The sequence below is a fragment of the Hyunsoonleella pacifica genome, from assembly GCF_004310335.1.
In the GTDB taxonomy this organism is placed as follows: Bacteria; Bacteroidota; Bacteroidia; order Flavobacteriales; family Flavobacteriaceae; genus Jejuia; species Jejuia pacifica.
In genome coordinates this window covers 107,184-129,743 of record NZ_SIRS01000002.1, presented here as the reverse complement: position 1 = coordinate 129,743, position 22,560 = coordinate 107,184, and the positions used below count along the sequence as shown (strand labels likewise).

16 protein-coding genes are annotated in these 22,560 nt (G+C 32.5%); 8 read left to right on the top strand and 8 right to left on the bottom strand.

Translation table 11 applies throughout. The annotated features are described in order from the left end of the window. Entirely contained in the window at positions 1-459 is a 459-nt protein-coding gene (locus tag EYD46_RS03990; protein ID WP_130935776.1) for an RNA methyltransferase, read from the top strand. Positions 460-527: 68 nt separating this feature from the next. Here the strand turns inward: EYD46_RS03990 and EYD46_RS03985 are convergent, their stop codons facing one another. Continuing rightward, positions 528-1,718 carry a response regulator gene (locus EYD46_RS03985; protein ID WP_130935775.1) on the bottom strand — a complete coding sequence of 397 codons (1,191 nt, stop codon included), beginning with the start codon at positions 1,716-1,718 and terminating at the stop codon, positions 528-530. A gap of 175 nt (positions 1,719-1,893) precedes the next feature. Here EYD46_RS03985 and EYD46_RS03980 point away from each other — a divergent pair, with 175 nt between their 5' ends. The 3 genes from EYD46_RS03980 to EYD46_RS03970 are packed head-to-tail and all read left to right on the top strand — an operon-like array spanning position 1,894 to position 7,703. After that, on the top strand, positions 1,894-4,980 hold the full coding sequence (locus tag EYD46_RS03980) for a hypothetical protein (protein WP_130935774.1): 3,087 nt from the start codon (positions 1,894-1,896) through the stop codon (positions 4,978-4,980). Between the two features lie 3 nt (positions 4,981-4,983). Next, positions 4,984-6,189 (top strand): hypothetical protein, encoded by a 1,206-nt coding sequence (locus tag EYD46_RS03975; protein WP_229731285.1) that lies wholly within the window; start codon positions 4,984-4,986, stop codon positions 6,187-6,189. Beyond that, positions 6,186-7,703, top strand: coding sequence for a cellulase family glycosylhydrolase (locus EYD46_RS03970; RefSeq protein ID WP_130935773.1), 1,518 nt, complete (start codon positions 6,186-6,188; stop codon positions 7,701-7,703). Before EYD46_RS03975 ends, EYD46_RS03970 begins: the two co-directional genes overlap by 4 nt. Here EYD46_RS03970 and EYD46_RS03965 read toward each other — a convergent pair. From EYD46_RS03965 to EYD46_RS03945, 5 genes are all read right to left on the bottom strand, one after another. Further along, positions 7,693-8,910 carry a glycosyltransferase gene (locus EYD46_RS03965; RefSeq protein ID WP_130935772.1) on the bottom strand — a complete coding sequence of 406 codons (1,218 nt, stop codon included), beginning with the start codon at positions 8,908-8,910 and terminating at the stop codon, positions 7,693-7,695. The two genes, EYD46_RS03970 and EYD46_RS03965, sit on opposite strands and share 11 nt — an antisense overlap. Before the next feature lie 412 nt (positions 8,911-9,322). Further along, positions 9,323-10,564, bottom strand: a complete 1,242-nt coding sequence (locus EYD46_RS03960; protein WP_130935771.1) for an oligosaccharide flippase family protein — start codon at positions 10,562-10,564, stop codon at positions 9,323-9,325. Next, complete coding sequence (locus tag EYD46_RS03955; protein WP_130935770.1) at positions 10,548-10,853, bottom strand: hypothetical protein; 306 nt, start codon at positions 10,851-10,853, stop codon at positions 10,548-10,550. Before EYD46_RS03955 ends, EYD46_RS03960 begins: the two co-directional genes overlap by 17 nt. A 26-nt stretch (positions 10,854-10,879) precedes the next feature. After that, the gene (locus EYD46_RS03950; protein WP_130935769.1) at positions 10,880-11,158 is read right to left on the bottom strand and encodes an STAS domain-containing protein; all 279 of its coding nucleotides are present in this window, start codon (positions 11,156-11,158) and stop codon (positions 10,880-10,882) included. A gap of 123 nt (positions 11,159-11,281) precedes the next feature. After that, positions 11,282-12,469 (bottom strand): glycosyltransferase, encoded by a 1,188-nt coding sequence (locus tag EYD46_RS03945; RefSeq protein ID WP_130935768.1) that lies wholly within the window; start codon positions 12,467-12,469, stop codon positions 11,282-11,284. A gap of 203 nt (positions 12,470-12,672) precedes the next feature. Between EYD46_RS03945 and EYD46_RS03940 the strand changes: the two genes are divergently transcribed. From EYD46_RS03940 to EYD46_RS03925, 4 genes are all read left to right on the top strand, one after another. Further along, positions 12,673-13,809 carry a response regulator gene (locus EYD46_RS03940; RefSeq protein ID WP_130936227.1) on the top strand — a complete coding sequence of 379 codons (1,137 nt, stop codon included), beginning with the start codon at positions 12,673-12,675 and terminating at the stop codon, positions 13,807-13,809. A gap of 180 nt (positions 13,810-13,989) precedes the next feature. After that, complete coding sequence (locus EYD46_RS03935) at positions 13,990-16,062, top strand: tetratricopeptide repeat protein (protein ID WP_229731286.1); 2,073 nt, start codon at positions 13,990-13,992, stop codon at positions 16,060-16,062. A 338-nt stretch (positions 16,063-16,400) separates the two neighbouring features. Beyond that, positions 16,401-17,747, top strand: coding sequence for a hypothetical protein (locus EYD46_RS03930; protein WP_130935767.1), 1,347 nt, complete (start codon positions 16,401-16,403; stop codon positions 17,745-17,747). A gap of 84 nt (positions 17,748-17,831) precedes the next feature. Then, on the top strand, positions 17,832-18,659 hold the full coding sequence (locus EYD46_RS03925) for a hypothetical protein (protein ID WP_130935766.1): 828 nt from the start codon (positions 17,832-17,834) through the stop codon (positions 18,657-18,659). Between the two features lie 116 nt (positions 18,660-18,775). Here the strand turns inward: EYD46_RS03925 and EYD46_RS03920 are convergent, their stop codons facing one another. Both EYD46_RS03920 and EYD46_RS03915 read right to left on the bottom strand, forming a co-directional pair. Further along, positions 18,776-19,180 (bottom strand): hypothetical protein, encoded by a 405-nt coding sequence (locus EYD46_RS03920; RefSeq protein ID WP_229731287.1) that lies wholly within the window; start codon positions 19,178-19,180, stop codon positions 18,776-18,778. Between the two features lie 691 nt (positions 19,181-19,871). Continuing rightward, positions 19,872-22,445, bottom strand: coding sequence for a DUF6923 family protein (locus EYD46_RS03915; protein ID WP_130935765.1), 2,574 nt, complete (start codon positions 22,443-22,445; stop codon positions 19,872-19,874). Positions 22,446-22,560 lie beyond the last annotated feature (115 nt).

The window sequence follows — 22,560 nt, the reverse complement described above, 5'->3', positions numbered from 1 at the left end:
ATGAATGACAACTTTGAAAACGAGTTCTTCGGTATAGGCATACAAAACGGTAAAACACCTGAAAACTTAGGTGTACTTTGGAGATCTGCTCAAAACTTAGGTGCTAGTTTTATTTTTACTATTGGAAATCGCTATGCAAAACAAGCCTGCGACACCCATAATGCTGTGAAGTCTATGCCCTATTTTCATTATGAAACTTTTGATGAATTTTATAAAAATCTACCTAAAGGTGCTAGACTCGTAGGTGTTGAACTTACTAATGAAGCTGAAGATTTAGAAACGTTTAATCACCCCAGACGTTGTGTTTATTTATTAGGTGCAGAAGACCATGGACTGTCAAAAAAAGCTATTGAAAAAAGTCATTTTTTGGTAAAGTTTAAATCGCAATTAAGTTTAAATGTTTCGGTTGCTGGCAGTATAGTGATGTACGACAGGGGTATTAATAAGCCTAGGTCTTAAATAAACAAAAAGGCAGTACTAATAGTACCGCCTTTTAATCACAAAAAACATAAACAAATCAAACTACATTAACTCTTGTGAACTAATTTAAGCTCAATCTGAGTGCTATCAATCAAACTTTTTTTCCCTCTGTATACCCAAGCAATTTGTACTAATTGCATTACGATTTTAATAGAATCTTTCATTGATAGTTTAGAGCCATCAGCATGAATCCATCGCTTTAAAGGTTGTTCACAGATATATTTTTTAGCTTTTTCTACTCCAAAATGACCTGACATCCTTTTAAATATTTCAACATCAAAAATCCATTGTGTCACAAATTTTTTATCAAAGGCCAAATGAATAACGTCCTTTCTAAAGATTTTTGCACCACACTGTGTGTCTTTAAAGTTCATCCCCAGAATCTTTCTAATGATAAAGTTGATAGTCATACTTATTAATCTTCTGGCTGACTCTTTAGTAATGTTAGCTCCCATTCTACTTATTCTAGAACCACTTACTATCTTAAAATCTGAATACTCTATAGTAGAAACCAAATCATCAAAATCTTTTAAATCGGTTGATAAATCTGCATCTAAAAATCCAATAAAATCTAATCCTTTCTTTTTTGTCATGTATAACATACCTAACCTCACTGCCTCTGCCTTACCTCCATTTTTTTCACAGTTATACACGGAAATATAGTCTTCGCGTCCTTTTTGTAAATTGTGCAATACATCTAGTGTATCATCAGTACTACCGTCGTTAACAAAGCATAAATGATATCCTGAATTTTTATCAATAAATTGAAGGAATTCGTCACTTAATAATCTGTCTTCTTCATTATAACAAGGGATTACAACACCAACACAGCGTTGTTGAATCATTACACTGGTTTTAGACGTAACACCTTTGTGTTCTGGAGTACCTATTAATCGTTTTATGCGTGCACAAATTTCATTTAAGCTTAGTGGCTTTTTCATGTAATCGTTAATTCCTAATTCAAAGCCAGCAGTAATAATATTGTCTTGCCTATTACCAGATAATACCATAACTGGAGTATTAGCACGTTTAGACTTTCTTATATATTTTACAATTTCTAAACCTGAAACCGTAGGCATATTAATATCAACAATAACTAAATCTGGGTGGAGTGTGTTGTATTTTGAAATACCTTCGTTAGCATCAGTCTCCACAATAACCTCATAACCTAATTCCGCTAGTCTTTTTTGTAATGGTAAGAGTACTAATTGTTGGTCATCTATAGCTAAAATTTTCATGGCAAATAGTTTTGTTATTGTTTACAATACAAAAGTATTATGATTAGCGTAAGAAAAGCTCTATTTTAGCCTAAGAAGAAGATTGGTATAGATGAATGGAAGTTTACTGTAGACGAGCTAAATCTTAAACAAACTATGCAATGCATGTCTTTTTCTTGAATTAAATTGATACTTATTGAATCCAACCAAATCAAATAAATTTTTAATAGTTGCACTTCTTATTGGTGTTACATTTCATGGGACTTCTATCTTTTTTACGTTAGAAAGTACGTATGATGCACTCATCCATTTATTTTTTGCAGAACACTATGCTACTAGTTGGTTTGAACCTTGGAATTATAAATGGTATACAGGTTTTACCGTAATGAGCTATCCTCCCTTAGTACATCAATCTATTGGGGCTTTGTCTTTAATAGGCGGTTTAAAATTTGGACTTTTTACGGTGGCGATTGTTAGTATAATATTATTTATAACTGGTTCTTACAGATTTTCATTATTAATGACTGCGAATAGAACTGTGGCTGGTTACGCCTCAGTTCTAGCTGCTTTGTCATCATCTTTTGTTGAAACATTACATGTATTTGGGCAATTACCTAGTATTATAGGGATTTCTGTTTTAATGCATGCTTTACCTGAAATTTATCTATGGCTTAAAACTGGTAAAATTCGCTATTTGTTTACCTGTTTATCTCTAATTTCTGTTACAGTTACCTCACATCATGTAACGCCTATTTTTGGAATGGTATTCTTTATTTTTCCACTTATTGGTACTGTACTTATGGATGTATCCAAAGAGAAAGCTGGCAATATGAAAGACGTTACTTTTAAAGTATTTTTAAATAGCTTTTTTAAACTTTTTAAACGTATCGTTAGTTTCGGGCTCTTGGCTTTGGTCATTATTGTTGGATGCATCCTCCCCTACTGGATCAATTCAAAAAAAAACCCTATAACACAGGTACCTATTCCGCATGGGTCTCGTGATAATTTTCTAGAAATCACCTCATCAGGTTTGGTGTTTTTTCTAATTCCGTGGGGTGTATTATTGATATTACTTCCTTATATTTTTTATAGATATTATAGTAAGCGCTATTTATTTTTTGGTTTTTCTATAACTATTTTAACGGTTTTAGGAACTGGAGGTACCACACCTATACCTCGTAAGTTTTTAGGAGAAACTGCTTTTAATATTTTAACCTTAGATAGGTTTACACTTTGGGCTTCTATCATGTCGTTACCACTTTTTGGTGAGTTTGTATATAGACTAGTTGAAGGCGACTTAAAAACCTTGATTCAGCAAAGATTTGGTGCAGTATATCACAGAATTATAGGAGGCATTTTTGCTGGTCTATTTGTATTCATGACCATTTTTACTATGAGTTTGGGCTATTTTAGACCATCGCAACCTCAGAAAATAAAAATGCTGCCCATTATTAATTTTTTGAATCAAGATCAGCACGACCTTTGGAGATATATGACTTTAGGCTTTGGCGACCAAATGGCATGGTTATCTGCCCAAACAAAAGCTATGAGTGTTGATGGCAACTACCATTCTGCAAGACGTTTACCAGAACTCACTACAAGACCTATTGAACGTTTAGAGAATTCAAAATTTAAAGGTGTTGAGGGTATTGGGTCTCTTCAACAGTTTTTAACCACACCAGAAAAGTATAATCTAAAATATATTTTCTCTAACGATAAGTTTTACGATCCTATTTTGTATTTCTGTGGCTGGCAACGCTTACGACAATTAGAAAATGGTATTCAAGTTTGGGAAAAATTAAATGTACCTCCTGTATCATCAATTTTGCCTAAAGAAGACGTAAGTAAATGGCAAAAAATCCTTTGGGGTATTATGCCTTTTTCAACTGTACTTATAGCTTTCTTTTTGAATGTACATGTATTGTTTTCCAGAGCGCTTAAACTAAAACTTAAGCGTGTACCCGATTATTTAAGCTATAAAACCACTTACACCAAATTTTCTAAACCTATTTTGAGGATAACCCATCTATGGTCTTTGTGTTTAGCAATAATTGTTGGGTATGGTATATATCTATTTTATATAAAAAACGATAGCCATCACACACCAGAAAATGCTCTTTTGGCGTATTATGATGCTTTAGATTTTAAACGATTTGAAAAAGCACATAGCATGATTAACCCTAATAGTGATTTAACTATTGCACAATACATGTTAGAAATTTCTGTTACCGACGGTTTACTAAGTTCATACGCTAAATTAGATGCTATTGATACAGAAATAACTAAGAAAAACGATTCATTAGCCTCTGCCATAGTAACCACTAAATGGATTACGCCCCTCGAGAAAATAGATAAAACCTTCTATAAATCTTTAGTGAAAATAGGTGGTAAATGGTTTATTGAACCCGATGATATTGATTTAGATTTGCCTCCAGATCAATTTTACTCTGATAATGAAACCGCCTATTTTAATCAAGGGAGAAGACGAATAACTACAGAACAAACACATCATGAAGATGTTTTAAAACAACCCGTTTTAGAGATACTTCAAGCAAAACTAGTTAAACATGATAAGAGTTATTCGCTTATTGGAGAAATTCAAAATATAGATAATGTACCTGCTGATGTTGTGTTAAAAGGCACATTGTATAACGATGATAATAAAGAACTTGCAACGTACAACGCAAAACATCAGGTAAAGCATAAATTGATGCCAAAAGAAGTAAGTGTCTTTAGAATTAATTTTGAAGGTATTGCGTGGTCTAAAACTCAAGATTCTATTCCCAAAACTTTTAATCCAGATGAGTTTACACCTGTGGAGTTTGAAGAGCAACCTACTAAATTTAATTTACAAATAGCTGGAAATGTTTCTGGATCAGATTTATATAAACAAACTGTTTTAAGTAATTTACAATTAACTAAAACTACTATTTCTGGAACCCTATTTAATTCTGGAATTAAAGAAATTACGATTCCTCAATTAATTATTAGTTATTATGATGCTGACAAAACATTATTATGGGTTGACCATAAATTTATTAAAGAAGGTATCAGGCAACAACGCAAGCAATATTTTGAATATGCCATGGAAGAAGATACAACAATAATTATCAACGACTCAATGGAAAATTGTTTTGTAAACGGATTACCTAATGCTGATATTTCTAATAAAGTGATCCCAAATAGAATTAAAAAACATACGTACTCACAGTTACAAGCTATAAACCATCCTATTTATAGTTTTATTAAAGTTGAAACCAACGCTTATTTAGGAAATCCTTGATGAATGATTAAATTTAGTTTACATAATATTATAACACTAGTGCTTTTAATTATAAACAGTTATACTGTTTATGCAACCGATAATATCCAATTAATCACTACAACTACAACATTTGTTGCAGGAGAGGATGTAACACTAAAATTTAAAATAGAAAATAATACTTCGCCCTCTTTATATATAAGCAATAGTTTTGGGTCAACACTTATAAAAGCTCACAAAACAGATAATATCTTAAGTTATAACATTCCGTTACACCTATCGTCAAGAGTGGGTACTATTAATTGGGTGCTTCTAGCTAAACCTAATTCATTACAAGGTAGCCTTAAAATTACACCCCAAAATACCGTAAATACCATTCAAAACTATTTAGGACCACCAAGTATTACAGCAGGAGGTAATGATTATAGCATGCTAGTTGCCATACCAATTGATAACTATGATAATCCTTTAGCTAAAGGTACCAAAGTAGCTGTAAAGCATCAGTTTCACAGTAGCCGAACTATAGATACAATTTTTATAAAAAACAATATTAGTTATAAGAATATCTACTCCACAAAACAAACAGGGCGTATTCTTTTAAATTCATCGTGCCTAGAGTTTAATTCAAAAGAGTATGACATTAACGTGATGCCTGCACCTCCTACCAATTTTAACATTGGTTATAGTAGACATCATAATTATGCTGATGGTAATCAAATCACAACATTTACTACGTCAATTATAAAAGATAAATATGGTAATATAGTAAGTGATGGTACTTACGTAGATTTTTTTATTAAAAACGGAACTAAAACCGTTTTAAAAACATCCGGTACTACCATAAAAGGTCTAGCTACTGCAAAAATGATTCATCCAGACCATGCAGACACCTGGGAAATTCAAGCTTTTATAGACGGTATGGCAGAAAGTAACAGTATAAAAATTGATTATAAAACTGTTATTTCAGATTTTAATATTGAGTTTTCCAACGATAACCGAAACATTACAGTTGGTCCATTAAAAAGCTTCATGGATCAGATGATTCCAGATGGTTTACAAGTTACACTTTATATATATTCAGGAGAAAACCTAGTACATACTAAACATAAAAGTAGTTCTGATGGTTATGTTACTTTCACATTAAACGTTAACCAATTTCCTAAAGGCACGTACAACATTACAATAAAAGTTGCCGGTAATAGTAAATCTGTAAACACTGTAAAACTATGACGGCACTAAACAAAAACTTATTGAGGAGTATTTTGGTATTGTCATACATTGCCATTATTGGTTTAATCATTTTAGGGCTTAGCAGCGTATTTTCGTATTTAAATACAGGAGCTGACAGAAGCAAAATGCTGCATACAGAAATACAAAAAATAGACCAGTATTTACCAAAATTGGAATGGGCACCTTTACAGAATGAAGGCAGACCAATGGATTTACAAACTTTAAAATCTATCGAAACCGATTATCTAGATGCCTGGTATGTAAAACATGTAGCCTACAAAACAAATACAACAAAGGGTATTGATGATTACTATACTGAAAATGCGAGAAAATCTATTTACTCCCTTGTAGATAGAAATACTAACGAGGCTATTAGTATTGATGGCACTACCCTAGAACATCATTTAGTACTAGATTTTTTTAGTGAAGATGGACAGTTGGTTGTCCTAAAAGATAGGGACGTTTTAGAATACAAACGCATCTATCAAAATGATGAAATGATATTGGAAACCAGAGAACGTTCCACCTATAAAATCGTTATGCTATTAGAAGATGGCTTTTGGCGCATAAGGCATTTAATTAGGGAACAAACCGTACCATATAAAAAAGAGTTTACCCCATCATCTAACACCATTACCCAAATTAAAGGTATTAACTATTACCCACAAGCCACACCTTGGAATATGTATGGCGATAATTTTGATGCAGAAATATTATCTAAAGACTTTAAAATTATAAAAGATGCAGGCTTAAACAGTATTCGCATTTTTGTGCCTTATGAAGATTTTGGAAGTGCAAATGTAAACTCCAATAAACTAGAAAAACTAAAAAAAGTTCTAGATATTGCCGATCAGCATGAGCTAAAGGTTATGGTTACACTCTTTGACTTTTTTGGGGACTACGAAGTTTTAAATTGGTCGCTAAATCAACATCATGCTATTAAAATTGTATCAGCCTTAAAAGATCATAAAGCACTTTTGGCTTGGGATATTAAAAACGAACCTAATTTAGATTTTGAATCTAGAGGAAAAATTAAAGTGATGGCTTGGGCTAAACAGATGATTGAAACGGTAAAATCTACAGACACAATACATCCTGTAACTATAGGTTGGTCTAATACTGAAAGTACTATTATTTTGAAAGACAAACTAGATTTTGTATCCTTTCATTATTATGAAGGTTTGGATGAACTTGAAGCATCTTACCTCAATTTAAAAACAGTTATACCCAACAAACCTATTGTAATTACAGAGTTTGGATTGTCCTCCTATCGTGGATTATGGCGTCCGTTTGGTAGTTCTGCTGAAGATCAAGCTGACTATCATAAAGAGGCTCAAACGCTATTTTCAAAACATAATATCCAGTTTATGTCCTGGACACTTTACGACTTTACAGAAATACCAAAGGAAGTCGTTGGACGACTTCCCTGGCGTAAACGGACTCAAGGATATTTTGGTTTTATCAACCAAAACGGAGAGACTAAGCCCGCATTTAAATTTATTTCTAAAGAATAACTTCTTGAGATTGTACTGTTGTTACTTCTGATTTTTTATCTCTTATCGCTTCAAAAGTATTGATATACATATCTACAATTCTGGACATTGGATACGCTGTAGCGGCTTTATAGTTTGCCCTTTCAAGCTCTACACGATATGCATTATCTTCCAAAATCTTCTGTAATGCTATAGCTAAACTACTAGGGCTTTCTGCATCAAAAAATTCCCCTTTATACCCTTCATCTTGTACTAATAAAGCTAAATCTCCTAAATCAGGCATTACTACAGCCTTACCATAACTTCCCGCTTGGTGTAACACTCCAGAGCTACCAGTTGTTGATGTATAAGGGAAAACTACTACTGTACTTTCTTTAAATAATTTTGGTACGTCTTCTTCTGCAACATATCCAGTAAATGTTAAACCTTGTACATAGTTGTATTTTTGTTTAACACTCTCTAAATATCCTGGTGTGTTGGGGTTATCTGTTCCTGCAATAACAATTTCCATATTTATATCAGAAACCTCTCTTAACATCTCTATTGCCTTAATCATATTTTCAACTTTTTTATAAGTTCCAAACTTTCCAAAAGTCATTATTTTAAAAGGTTCTAAAGGCGTTTCATAACTAGGCTCTTCAAGAATCTCAAAAGTACCATGAGGAATTAACTTCACATTTTTTGCATTATATTTTTTGCTTAAAATTTCAACATATTTCTGCATTGTTACAGTCACAGTATCAGCTTGCAAAATCAATCTAGTTAAAGCACCACCAATAAGCCCATATATTTTTTGCATGATTTTATTACTCGTGAATCCTGCTCTACCTAAATCTACTTGTTCCATAATATTGTGGAGCAATACAATGTTTGGAATCTTTTTTAGCTTACATACTAGAGGTAACATTAAACCTAACGCTGCGGCAATTTTTTTATCGCCAAATTTCATAAATTGTAAATTGAATAGTACCGCGTCTGGTTTTACTTGATTAATAGCTTTAGTAACTTTTATAATGTTTAAATAGCTGTTAAAAGTCCAACACTCTTTTACAGTGATTTTACACCCAACTTCAGTAAAATTGATATCCTTGGCTCCTTGAGTGGTATCTGTAAGTAGTACCAACTCTGTGATATTTTCTTTTTGTCTAAAATGCTTAACTAAATGATATGCATATTCATTTAAGGTTACTTTACTTGGCGGGTATGCTGTTACTATGGCTAATTTCATAAGTTCAAGTTTTATTGTTAATCTATGGGCTTATGGTGTATTCAGTCATTTATTAATTCTTTATAAATAAGATTAGTCTAACTGAATGGGTCATAATTTGACTTTTTTAATTATTTATGACTTATACTACAAATTTGGGATATTTATAAGAACAATTAAGGTCTTGTTAGACCGTTGGAACCTTAGTGTAGACGAATGGTAAATTGCTTTAGATTAAGCTGATTTCAGATACATCTAACATAAATGATGTGATTATTTAGTGAATTAAGTGCAGTACTTTTCAATATTACTGGAACAATTTGCAATTTAAAGAACATAGTCATTTAGACAGGGTAAACTATCCGCCTTTCGACTACATTGAACACCGGATTCAAGAAATCACAAAAAATAGCTAAATGCTTTTTTACTAAGATTACTTTGAAGATTGGGAATCTAGCTTGAAAAATATAATCTGTATTATCAAAAGCAGCACCATGGCTACAATTTGCACATGGACTACCTCTGTTAAACTATTATGAAAAAATATAACAAGCGCTACTTGTAATATACCAAATACACCAGAAATAACAACAGGTATATATTTATCTAAAGACAGATAGTAATAGGCGAAAATATTAGATATGGCAAACATTGAAGTAGCGATAGCATACTGCCAAAGTAATGGAGCCATTGCCATATATTGTTTACCAAATAATATTTTAATGATAAGTTCTGGAGCGCTAAAACATACTATTATTATTGTTATAGAAATTGCTGCAATGTAGCCTACATATTTAAATAAAATGGGAGCAGTATGCTTCCCATCTTTCTTTAATTGTACTACAGTTGGTAAAAGCAACATTACAAACATCCAAGCAATAAAATATACAATACGCCCTATTAAAGCTAAAGACGCATATAAACCTGCTTCATACGATTCAAAATAATGTTTTACCAAAAGAATATCACTATTGTTTATGATAATCTGGGTTAACTCATAAAATGCTGTGATTATAAAAAAGCTTCGGATGGCTTTTTTTTGTGTTAGAGGTAACACTTGTTGTTTTAAGCTAATAATAGAAAATTTGAATGGTAATAGACCAAATATAAATGACACAAAAATACCTATAGCGATGAGTATCGGAGATTTAATATCTAATATAAGTATCAGTGCTAACGTGATAAGTAATCTACTCCACATTTCGGTTTGATACGTAATTGATAAGGATTTAAATGCTTTTTTTCCTTGAAAAACGCCTCTATTAACACTCATTAAAAAATAAATAGGTACGCCACATCCAAATACCACAAACATACTAGATGATGACGTATTAAAAATACTTTGTAATGTTGATGAAAACACAATAATGACCAAACCAAAAATAAGTCCAACCAAAGTGGCATTTTTATATATTTTAGATATAAAACTTCTAAATACTTCGTTTTCAAAAAGCACTGAAAATTTAGCCGTGACTAATTGAAATGTCATCGCAGCAAAACTTAAGACTAATAAAAACGTAATAAGTACAGCAGCATCTGCAAAAGCAGCGGGCCCCAATAACCTACCAAGGATAAGGTTATATAGATAGTTACCACCATTTACTACTAGAACACTTAACATAAATAACTGTTCTGGTGTAATACGCTTTCTTATACTTTTAGCTATGGTAATCATTTCTAAAAATATTAGTTAGGTTTGCTTTTTTAAACTTATCCTTAATCTTCTTGTTGTCCTTACCTAAAACAAATACTGTTTTACTTCTTCGCTTTGCTTTGTTTTGAATAAATCGCATAACATTTAAAGCTGTTTTATCTATTTGCTTTACGCCATTAAGACATATTACTATTTCGTAATATTTATCCAATAGTGTATTAAAATAATTTGCTACGTTATACGTATGCTCTTCAATAAAATGACCATGTAATTCATACACACCTTTATTATTTATTATCCTGAAGTTCATGACATTATAAATTTGGGGTTAGGCTATTAAGCTACACTGGTTACGTACAAATCATCATATACTTCTTTACATCCAGTTCCAATAATATAGATTCTTTTGTTATTAGTCATACAATTAGCATATATAGCTCGTAGAGCTTTCATTCCCGCAGAATCAATGGTAGTTACATTTTCGATATCAATAATTAACTCTTTAACGTCTTTCATAGCTAAACTTATATGATTTTGAAAGTTTAAAGCTGTAGTATTATTGATGATACCAAATACTGAAAAAATTTCTTTCTTTTGGGTAATTTTAAGTGCCATAATTTTTGAGTTTAAGTGGTTATAATAATTGGGGTAATTAGTTTATTATATATCAAATATCTTAGGAAAAGACATGAACGCCTATTAAATTTCGTTCAATAGCTTTCTGCTGTAGATGAATGATTAAAAATTGGGGTTAAGCTCTACTAACAGCCTAAATGTATTTAGATACATTTCGGCTATATCAGACATAGGGTGAGCCGTTGCTGCTCTGTAATTAATTTGTCCTAACTTAACTTTGTAGTCATTATTTGTTACAATACTCTCAATAGCTTTAGCTAAACTATCTACTGACTTAGGATCAAAAAACTCACCTTGGTAGCCTTCATCCTTAACTAAGGAAGCCAAATCTCCTAAATCTGGCATTACAACTGCTTTACCATAACTTCCTGCTTGGTGTAATACGCCAGAACTTCCAGTTGTAGAAGTATATGGAAAAACAACTACTGTGCTTTCATTAAATAACACAGGAACTTCACTTTCTTCTACATAACCAGTAAAGCGTATTTGTGGTACATTTTTATAAGCTTCTTTTACCTTATCTAAATATCCAGGGACATTGGGGTTATCGGTGCCAGCAATTACTACTTCAAGATTTAAATCTGTAGATTTTCTTACTTGTTCTACAGCCTCAATCATAGCTTCAACCTTTTTATAAGTGCCAAACTTACCAAAAGCCATTATTTGCATTGGGTTAGATGGTGTTATGTAATTTGGTTCTGCTGGAATTTCAAACGTACCATGAGGAATTAATTTTACGTTGTTTACTTTATATTTATCTTCTAAAATAGTGACATACTTTTGCATTGTAACAGCTACAACATCTGCCTTAAGGATTAACTTGGTTAAAGTAGTGCCAATAAAGCCATATAGTTTTGTTAGTATTTTATTTGATGTAAAACCTGCACTACCTAAATCTACTTCCTCTAATATATTATGTAATAAAACTATATTAGGTATTTTTTTTAGTTTACAAACAAAAGGTAACATTAACCCTAATGCTGCGGCTACTTTTTTATCTCCAAATTTCATGAATTGCAGGTTAAACAATACAGCATCTGGTTTTGTTGAATTTATTGCTTTAGTAATACTTAATATGTTTCTATAGCTATTAAATGTCCAACATTCTTTAACTGTAATTTTACAACCGTCTTCTTCAAATGCTACATCCTTTGCATTTTTGGTGTAATCGCACAATAAAATTAATTCTGTAACCTCTCTTTTTTGTCTAAAGTGTTTTACTAAATGATAAGCGTATTCATTTAAAGTTACCTTACTTGGGGGATAGGCTGTCACAATAGCTAACTTCATAATATTATAGATTTTGGGGTTGGTATTTTCTTCGTGTTTTTTGTGTAAAAACCGACACGAAATCGAACAAATATACATTTTGTCGATAAAAAATACAAAAAAATCATATATTTCTTTCAAATAAAAGTTATATTTACAACAAAATTAATCATAAAAAAGACGGTAAAACGTCATATAATAACCCCAAAATCCTACCCATTATGATAAAAATTTTAGCAATAGATGATCAGCAATTAATCTTGCTATCATTAGAAAAACACTTAACTGATTTAGGTTTTAGCATAAAATGTGCTAGTACTGGAGAAGAAGGCCTAGAAGTCTTTGATTCTTATAAACCTGACATTGTTATTGTAGACATTAATATGGACGGCATGTCTGGTTTAGATGTCGTAAAACACATAAGATTTGAAAAAAAATCTAAAGTAAAAATTTTAGTGCTTTCTGGAAACACTAGTGAAGATACCATAATTGATGGTTTTGAATTAGGCATTGATGACTACATGAAAAAACCTGTATCATTAAACGAAGTTACTGCTAGAATTTCTAGAATATTTGGTATTAAAACTAACAAATTACAAAACAAAAGTACCAAAGACCAGATGCTTCAAAAGCGATGTGTTGGTGTAGTAATACCATGTTATAATGAAGAAGAACGATTATTAAGTAAAGAGTTTATAGATTTCGTAGACAGTAATCTAGGTTATCATTTATGTTTTGTAAACGATGGTAGCAAAGATAATACTTTAGAGGTTTTAAATAACCTCCAAAAAGGAAGAGAAACTAATATTAGCGTATATAATTGTGAAAAAAATGGTGGAAAAGCAGAAGCTGTAAGACAAGGTGTTTTGCATTTAGCCAAAGATCCTCAATTAGACTACATAGGGTATTTAGATGCCGACTTATCTACAGACTTTAGAGACTTTGACGATTTAGTAAAAACCATAGAAACTACCGATTTTAAAATTGTAAGTGGTTCAAGAATGAGTAGAATGGGTGCTGACATTACAAAGGAATCGGCTAGAAAAATAATTAGTAAAACTATAAATCTTATTATAAGAACTATTTTGGAAATGCCGTTTAACGATACCCAATGTGGTGCAAAAATCATGGATAAAGATATCGTAAAACATATGTTTAAAGATAAATTTATAAGCCCTTGGATTTTTGATGTTGAAATCTTTATACGTATGCGCAAGCATTATGGAAAGAAAAAAGCAATTTCATATATCTGTGAGCAACCCTTAAAGCGATGGATTCACGCTGATGGCTCTAAACTATCCATGAAAGACTCTATTAAAATTGTTGGACAGCTAGGGCAAATAGCATTTCATTATAAATAAAACAACTTTTTATAACTATACTATATAACTAAATCGGTTACTATTACTGGTAAACAAAGGCTATGTTTTGTTATAATTTATCGCCATTCAATTGGGTGTAGATAAATTTTGGCAAATAACTTGTTGCTATTAGACTAATAAAACTGGTTTTACCTTAAATTGCAGTATCACTAAAATTATATGACGCATATTAAATTATATGGCGTATTGCTCGCTTTTTTTATCACTACAATAGCGTATTCTCAAGATATGCAAACTGGGTTTAGTTATTTGGAAACAGGGCAATATGCTAATGCTGAATCCTTTTTTAAAACAGTACTAGAAACATATCCTAAAAATAAAACAGCTAAATTATGCTATGGCAGAGCTGTTGGGTTATTAGGACAATCCAAAAAAGCAGTACGTATCTTCACGGACTTATTAAACCTATACCCTGATGATTTTGAAATAAAACTTAATTATGCCGAAAGTTTACTTTGGAGTAAAAATTACGATGCTGCTAAATCGTTTTACGAAAACTTAATTGCAGAAAATAACACAAGTTTTCCTGCTCTTTTAGGATATGCTAACACTTTATCCAACTTAAAATTATATTCTGATGCTTTATTGTATGTCAATAAAGCCCTAGATGTATCTCCTGGAAATCCTAATGCTTTAACCTCCAAAAAATATATTTATTTAGGCTATGCGTACCAAAATCAGCAAGCCCAAAATTATACTGAGGCAGAACGCCTTTTAAAAGAAAACCTTAGCCTTTTTAAAGATGATAAAGACAGCTTATTAAATTTAGCCAACTTATATATTATTGCAGCTAAATTTGATGATGCTGAAACTACCTACAACACCATTGGTAATATTGAAGATAATAAGTTAATAGCATTAAACGGACTAGCCTTGGTTAAGCACTTAAAAGGGAAAGAAAAAGAGGCTTTAAGGTTAAGTGAACAAGCGTTTTTAAGTTTGGGTGCTGCTGACACAGATGCTAATTTGGTTCAGCCTACCACTGAACGATACATACAAGCTTTAATTTGGAATAAAAAATTTAAAACCGCTAAAGCCTTAATAGATAACTTAATGGTAAATAAACCCAATGAAAATTGGATTTTAGCTTTAAGTGCTACACTTAACATCTATAAAAGCGACTTTAAAAAAAGTTTAGCCGACTATAATCGTATATTGGAAAACGACAGTAGCTCTTTTGATGGCAACTTAGGGAAAGCCAATGCTTTAAAAGCTTTAGGCAATTATGATGAGGCATATCTCTCTGCAGAAAACACCTTAAAATTTTATGACAAACAAAAGGATGCCACGCAGTTTATAAACACCTTAAATAGCAACTTTACACCATTTTTAGAAGCCAAAGCCAGTTATTCTTTCGATAATGGCAATAACAAGGCCTATGCGTTTATGGTAAATTTGGAGTTTCCTACGTCTACACGTTTTAAATGGTTAGCAAATTATGGGTATCGTACCACAAATAATAATGTTACCAACAATAAGGCTACATCCAACAATGCTGGTTTGGGTTTGTCCTACCAACTGTTACCCAACATTACCTTTAAAGGTATTGCTGGAATTACTTCAGCTAAGGCAGATACGGATGATTATACTCAACTTTTAACAGATATTTCTTTTAACATAAAACCTTTTAAGCTACAAGTTTTAGATATAGGCTATAAACGGGAGGTTCAAAATTTTAATGCAGAATTATTAGACAGGGAAATTGTAATGCATAACCTTTACGCCAATTACAGTCTTAGCACTAATTTTAATTTGGGTTGGTTTACACAGTATTATTATACCATTCAAAGTGATGACAATGCCAGAAACTTATTATTTACATCACTATACTACAACATTTTATCAAAACCTAGTTTAAAAGCTGGTTTAAACTACCAATATATTACCTTTAAAAACCAGGTGCCTACTATTTATTTTAGTCCAGAACGCTTTAATGCTGGCGAGGTGTTTATTAATGTGATTAAAGATGAAAGCATTACAAAACCTAAAGCATGGTTTTATCAATTAACTGCTGCAACAGGATACCAGTTTATTGAAGATGATGAAAAACAAAGCACCTATCGTATACAAGGCGCTTTTGGTTATAAGTTTTCTGAACGCGCTCTTTTAAACCTTTTTGGTACAAGAAGTAATATAGCCTCTGCTACAGCTGCGGGATTTACGTTTACTGAAATTGGAGTCAGGTTTAAATGGTATTTATGTAAAACGCCTGGGTTTAGAAATAACCAGTAGTATATCTCATAAGGAATAGTAGCGGAATATAAACTCTTACTTCTTTATAATTATTACTTCCATTTTATAAAGATTCAGGACTAGGGTTTAAACTCTAAACCACTACAATACTTATACGTGTATACTATTTCTCCTTTTATACATAGAATTATCTTACTTATACACAAAAATCTAGCGCTCATGCCATTTTGTTATAATTCAATTCATTAATTCCTAAACTTTACATCACATCCAAAACAAATTATTCGATTGAGTAGCTACTATCAGTTTTGTGATTACAAAGGCGCAACCGAAAAGCCTATTTTAAATAGAGTAGGGAAATATCAAATTTTAAAAACATGGCAAGTACTGATTTAATAACCTATTTAAACTATATGTCAACTTGGGATACCGAGAGTGATGGAAACATTGATGATATTATCAAAGAACAAACACTATTCTTAAATGTAGGCGATTTTGATGCTGAAAGTGCAGTAAACTCTGAGTTTTCTGAATTGGAAAGCTTAGCAATGGAGGTAAGGGATAGAACAATTGCAGCTGATGCTACCAAGATAGCAGCTGATGCTGCTGCTGTAGCTTCAATCTGGTCTTTTGGTTTGGGAATGGCTGCATTTGCTGCTCTTGAAGCTACCGCAATTATTGAAGAAAAAGTAATCTCGGATAAGTCAAAAGAACTGAACAACAAATTACAAACTGCAGATACTGATATTTCGAATAAGATTGGTCCCAGTGTTGCAAATTACGTAGCACAATACAAAAAGAACAATAATTTGATTGCATCTAAAGCACCTGTAGGTCTTGATACCAAGACCTGTAGAGCTAACTTAATGCAGTTCATGGCCGAGGTACAAAGAAAAGCAGGTAAATTAGACGCAGCAACTTTTAGGACTTATGCTGAGTCTGCAAGAATTGTCTATAATAGTAGCGAAATCAATCAGGTCTACGATGCATTAGATGAATTAAACCTTAGTGCAAAATCTGATGCCGATGTTGAAAAATTCATGAACTCATTAGTAGGTTGGACACCTCCAGCAGCAGCTAAAGTAGGAACAGAATTAGTAAGAGGAATATCTATCTTGATTTTGAAGAATAGATTGAATATCGCGACAAAAACTATCGAAACAGCAGCTAGAGACGCAGGTATTCCTGCTGAGGAAGTTGGCGTTAGTGCATTTGAGGCAATGGATGCAGTTGGGAAATTTGCAGCAGCAGTTGTCGTTGTAATGTCTGTTGTGGATGTGGTATTCAATATTCTTGATATCGTCAATGTCGTTGATCAATGTAAGCAAATGTGTAACGATCTTGAAAACAATATCAAACCTAAATACAAAGAGTATTTTAATGGTATCAAATCTGCATCAGAAGCTTACAAAGCAGCCATCAATCCTTCAAAGACAACTTGGAAAACTGTCTCTGATGTAGCGCAGTATGGTGGTGCTTCTTGGGATAATCACATTGATACCATCACTGGAACTTCTGTTGAAGCTGCCAAAGTACATGCAGAAGCAAATCCTGACATTACGTTCTTTTTCTTTTGTAGACAGCCAATGTACTTAAGCGCGGATAAAAATTTTAGTGCTAATACTGCGGTATTCTTTAGTGGAACGCCATGGTATGGAAGTGCGCCTCAATGTGATTCGTATGAGAAGACTTCTGTTACTCTTCTACAGACCACTACGGCATAATCATGCACTATTAATAAAATAAAAACTTAGTCATTCCCCGGTAGGGGGATGACTTTTATGTAAAATTATCTAACTACAAAAAATATGAGTTCTATAAAACAAACTATTGCAATGTATTCACGTAATGCATATCCTTCCAACGAAGTTACTAAATATTCAAGCTACTATGAAGATACCTCTATTAACTCACTCATTATTTCTGGACCTAATGGTTATAAAGGAGGAATTGTATATAACGACCCTACTTCTCCTATGTTTGATTCGAATGGCGCGTATGTTGGAGATTCTGACTGGATATCAGTTTTGTTCGAATTTACTTCAAAAAACAATATTTCAGATGTCTATTTTTCCCTTGGCGACTCGGCAATTGAAGCTTTAGCTGCTATGAGTTCAACAGCACTCAGTAGTGTTATGCTTTGGTTAAAAACAAATGGATTGACAGGTATTGATATGGATAATGAACAAGAAATAGCAACAAGTGAAAAGGTAAAAACAGTAACACTAGCTGCTATTAAAGCAGGTTTAAAGCTTACAGCTGCACCATATTATTTGGAAGGATGGGAAGAGTGGTATCAATATGTTTCCAAATATAGCGGTGTTGTAGAACGTTTTCATTTACAGTGCTATGATGGAGGATACGGAAATGATCCTTCAGTATGGATAGAAAAATTTCCTTCCATTCCTATTGTACCCGGAGTAGAATCTATTAATTCTTCGGGAGCTTTAGGCCAATACACGCCATCTGAAACCAAGATGAAATACGAAGATTGGCAAAATAAATCTCAAAACCGTTTAGCTGGTGGATTTATTTGGCAATTCTTTTTCTTTATTAATACTCCTGGTAATGGGTATAAAGTAAAGCAATATGCACAAGCTATTTCTGATGGATTAAAAGATCAAATCAGTAATTGAGCACATTTATCACATGTAACCGTCAGTTACAGGTTAAGGACGTAAACTTTTTTGTTGGGCACAAGCATTAGCAATTACGGAGGATTCGTATTTTGTCGAATCCACCGTAATTGTGTTTATAAATTGTTAACACCAGTTTTTCTTTCTTTTTTTCGGTATGCAAAAATTAATAAAATAGTAGCTATTATTGTAATAAATAACCCAGGTCTTACATCAAAGCTTTGTGTAAAACTATAGTTAAATAAGCCTAACAAAAACCAAATTATCAATCCAAGCTGTATAGCAATGTACCTCTTTTTATTTTCTATTATTTCTAAAGAATGACTAACAACGATTAATCCAATAGATATTACACTTAAAGTAATCAGCCAATATGGGAAATCATAGTCAAAAACTATTGATTGTCCATCCCACCCTGAATTATTTCTATATATTCTCTTTCCATTTTTGAAATAATCAAAAAATCTAGTCCAAGGAAGTAGAGAGCATATGATTATTAAAACTGTTAAAAAGGATGACAAAATTAAATATTTATTAACCCTTTTTTTTTCTCGCTCAATTATTTCTATTTCTAATGCGTTAAAAATTAATTGAAGGGTTTTTTCTCTTGGTTTGGTTTCATTATTTTCAATTCGTTGAATTGTCCGTAAATTTACCTTAGAAGCTTCAGCTAATTCTTCTTGAGATAATCCTTTTTTAATCGTATTTCTTTTATTCTATTTCCAATTTCTGTCATTATTAGTTCAGTTAAATTTGTACAGCAAAAATATTCTTTAAATTCTCAATTTATAGTGACTTGCTAACGACATTTATACGGCATTTACGGAATTTATTGTTATTGATGGGATTAAATTGTTTATATCCTCAAACTATTCGGTTTATAACTCCATTTTAGTTGGCTATATGGAAGTTTAATACTTTTTTAGTTCTATTTGTCAATCAGGAAAATACTAAACAGTATAACAAAAACCTATAATTTTCTTACTCAATTGCAGTATCTAAATATTTAGCCAGAACCCGCGTTAGGGATTGAGGCATTTGTTGAAGCTCCCCGACGCAGGAGGGAGCGACTGCCGAAAGCCCGACCCTTGTGGTAACGCCCAATTATTACAATAAAAAAGCGCAAAAAACTTATGTTTCTTACGCTTTTTCACTTTTGAATTAGTCGCTATTATTAATCCTCAGTTAATTCAATTTGGGTTGGAGTTTAATCTAATCCAAAACAAGCTTGATTGTTTTATAATGGGTTAGTTTACTTTCTAACTTGCAAAAATATATTCCCGAACTTAAGCTTCCTCGCTTTAGAGTTACGTTATTGTTTCCTCTTACAGCCTTTACTTCTATGGTTTTTACCAAATGTCCTAATTGGTTATATACTTCTACATCAAAAGTTTCAGTAGCTGGAGCATTAAATTGAATGCTTGTACTTAAATGCATTGGATTGGGGGTGGCTAGTATTTCTATACCTGTATTTTCTATATCTTCTACTGATAAAGAACTGCTAGCAAAATGTACGTGTTCTAAATCTAATATTTTTGTTTGCGTTTCGCCATTTTCAGCCAACATAGTATACACTATAGATGTTACATCGTTTGCTTGTAAAGCTGCTCCTCCTTGGTCTATAAAGTCTGAAAAAGGCAGAGTATATTCTTCCATATCTTCAGTTAGCGTTATGCTTGTTTTAAATTGCGCTTCCCAATCGCTAATACTTTCTTTGACCAAACGTACTATTAATGTTCCTGTACCGCTGGCTTTAAGTTTTAAACTATTGTACGCTGATAAGTCTATAGGATTAAACTTTGGTGTTAATGCACGGTATACCGCTACATAATCGTCTGTTGTAGCTTCTAAAGCTATGTTACGCTCTACTTGATATACATCTTCTTGAAAGCTCTCGCTGTTTGTGGCAACATCAAAACGTGTTACATTGGCTTGAGCATCATCGTAGCCCCATGGTCCATCAGATAAAAACAGGTCATCTGGAATGTTTACGCCATCCCCAATTCTGAACCCTACGTCAAATAAACTACCTGCATCTACTTCTACATTAGATATATAATGCCCATCTAATGTGATGTTAGTAGATACCATTTCTACTGTTCCTGTTTCTGTAGTTCTTACGCCTCCATCAAATACTATATTCTCTGTTCTATTCGTGTTAACTATCAATAAGTCTAGCTTTCCATTACGGTATTTTCCTGATTTTATAAATACTGTTGGTGCTGATGAGTTGTTGTAATTAATTACTGGCTTTTGTACCTCTAATAGTGTTACCACTTCTTCTCCAAGCTTTACTAAATTATCCAAGGAGTTGGTCCAAATTTGGAAATTATAAAAACCTACATTATCCTCGTATTTATCAATATTCCAATGGCTTTCTATTTCAAAATTAGTATCGTTATCTACAGCTTTAGCTGAAAAACTTAATACAAATTCTAAGTTACCATATACATTTCGTATCAACGATCTTATAAATTGCTGTCCTTTAATTTCTATAGTTGACACTGATATTAACTCTGCTCCCAATAATCTATCACAGATATATTTTGAATGCTCATACACACCATCTTCTGTTTTTAGTAATAAAATAGATGCTACAGCTTCACTGTTTTTTATATAATCTACCGAATATATCTCTGTTGCATTAGTAATACCTATTAAATCTTGAGGAGAAGATTCTATAGCTTCATCCTCACTTATCACATCTAAAGGAATAAAATCTGACAACTGAAGCGTATTTCCCTTTCCTGATAGATTTTTACCATACTTTGATGTTTTTTTGAATCGCTTCGCTGTAGTTTTATCAAAATTATAACTGCGCTTTGCACGATTAAAATTACGTTTGTTTACTAATTCTGAAAGTCTATTATTACTCTCTAATCCTCCTTCATTTGCGCTTGAAGATGTTGAGGCTTCTATCACAGGACATCCAGCATAACCAGAACATGAAGGATCTTCACAATCGATTAGTCCATCCCCGTCGTCATCAATACCATTTGAACAGTCTTCCTGTGGTACTGGTGCTGTAGGACAACGTGCACCATCGTTTTGAGAACTTGATGGACCAAATGCAAATAGATTAGATTCCATAATATTCGAGCCAGTTAAATCTTGTACATTTTGAATTACATAAATGGTTCCTGTTTGATTGGCTGAAACATAAAAACGTCCATCCGCATCAAAATACACTGCACCATACGTATAATTTAACCCTGAAAGAATAGGAACTTCTCCTAGATTAGTCATTGCTCCTGTGTCAATATTTATTCTATATAAAATATTTGTTCCCTTTTCAACTGTATATAACATGCCATCTACAGCATTGAATGCCCAATCGTGGATGCTAATACTTTGAGGTAAAGTTAAAGTAGCTATATGTTGCCCATAGTTTTCCGATTCTGGATCTACATCTATAGAGTAATACGTTGTTCCTCCTCCTTTTAAATAATAAACACCATTAGCACTAATATCTCCTATATAACGACCACTAGTTGGTAGTTCGTCTACATAAAATACAACTGTTGAAAAATCTTTTCCTATTCTAACAATCGATTTAGAAGGAGAACTTAAAGATCCCCATATAAAGCCATCTGCCGGATTGTAAGCGGCTGCATTGATAGAACCCTCTGTAACATCAGTTGCAACCGCATACGAATTTCCGGAGGCCAAATCAATGGCGTAAACATCATTATATTGAAATAAATAAGCGTTATAATCACAATTAAATGGTTGATCTTGTCCATATAAAGCAGTTGTAATAAATAATAGTAGTAGTAATTTTTTCATGATTCTTAGGTTTTATACTACAAATGTAGGTTTGTTATTTTGGGGTTATCTTTATTTTTCGTTCGATGAAACTTTAGTGTAGACGAATGGTTTAATAGTTAAGTTAAAATAATTA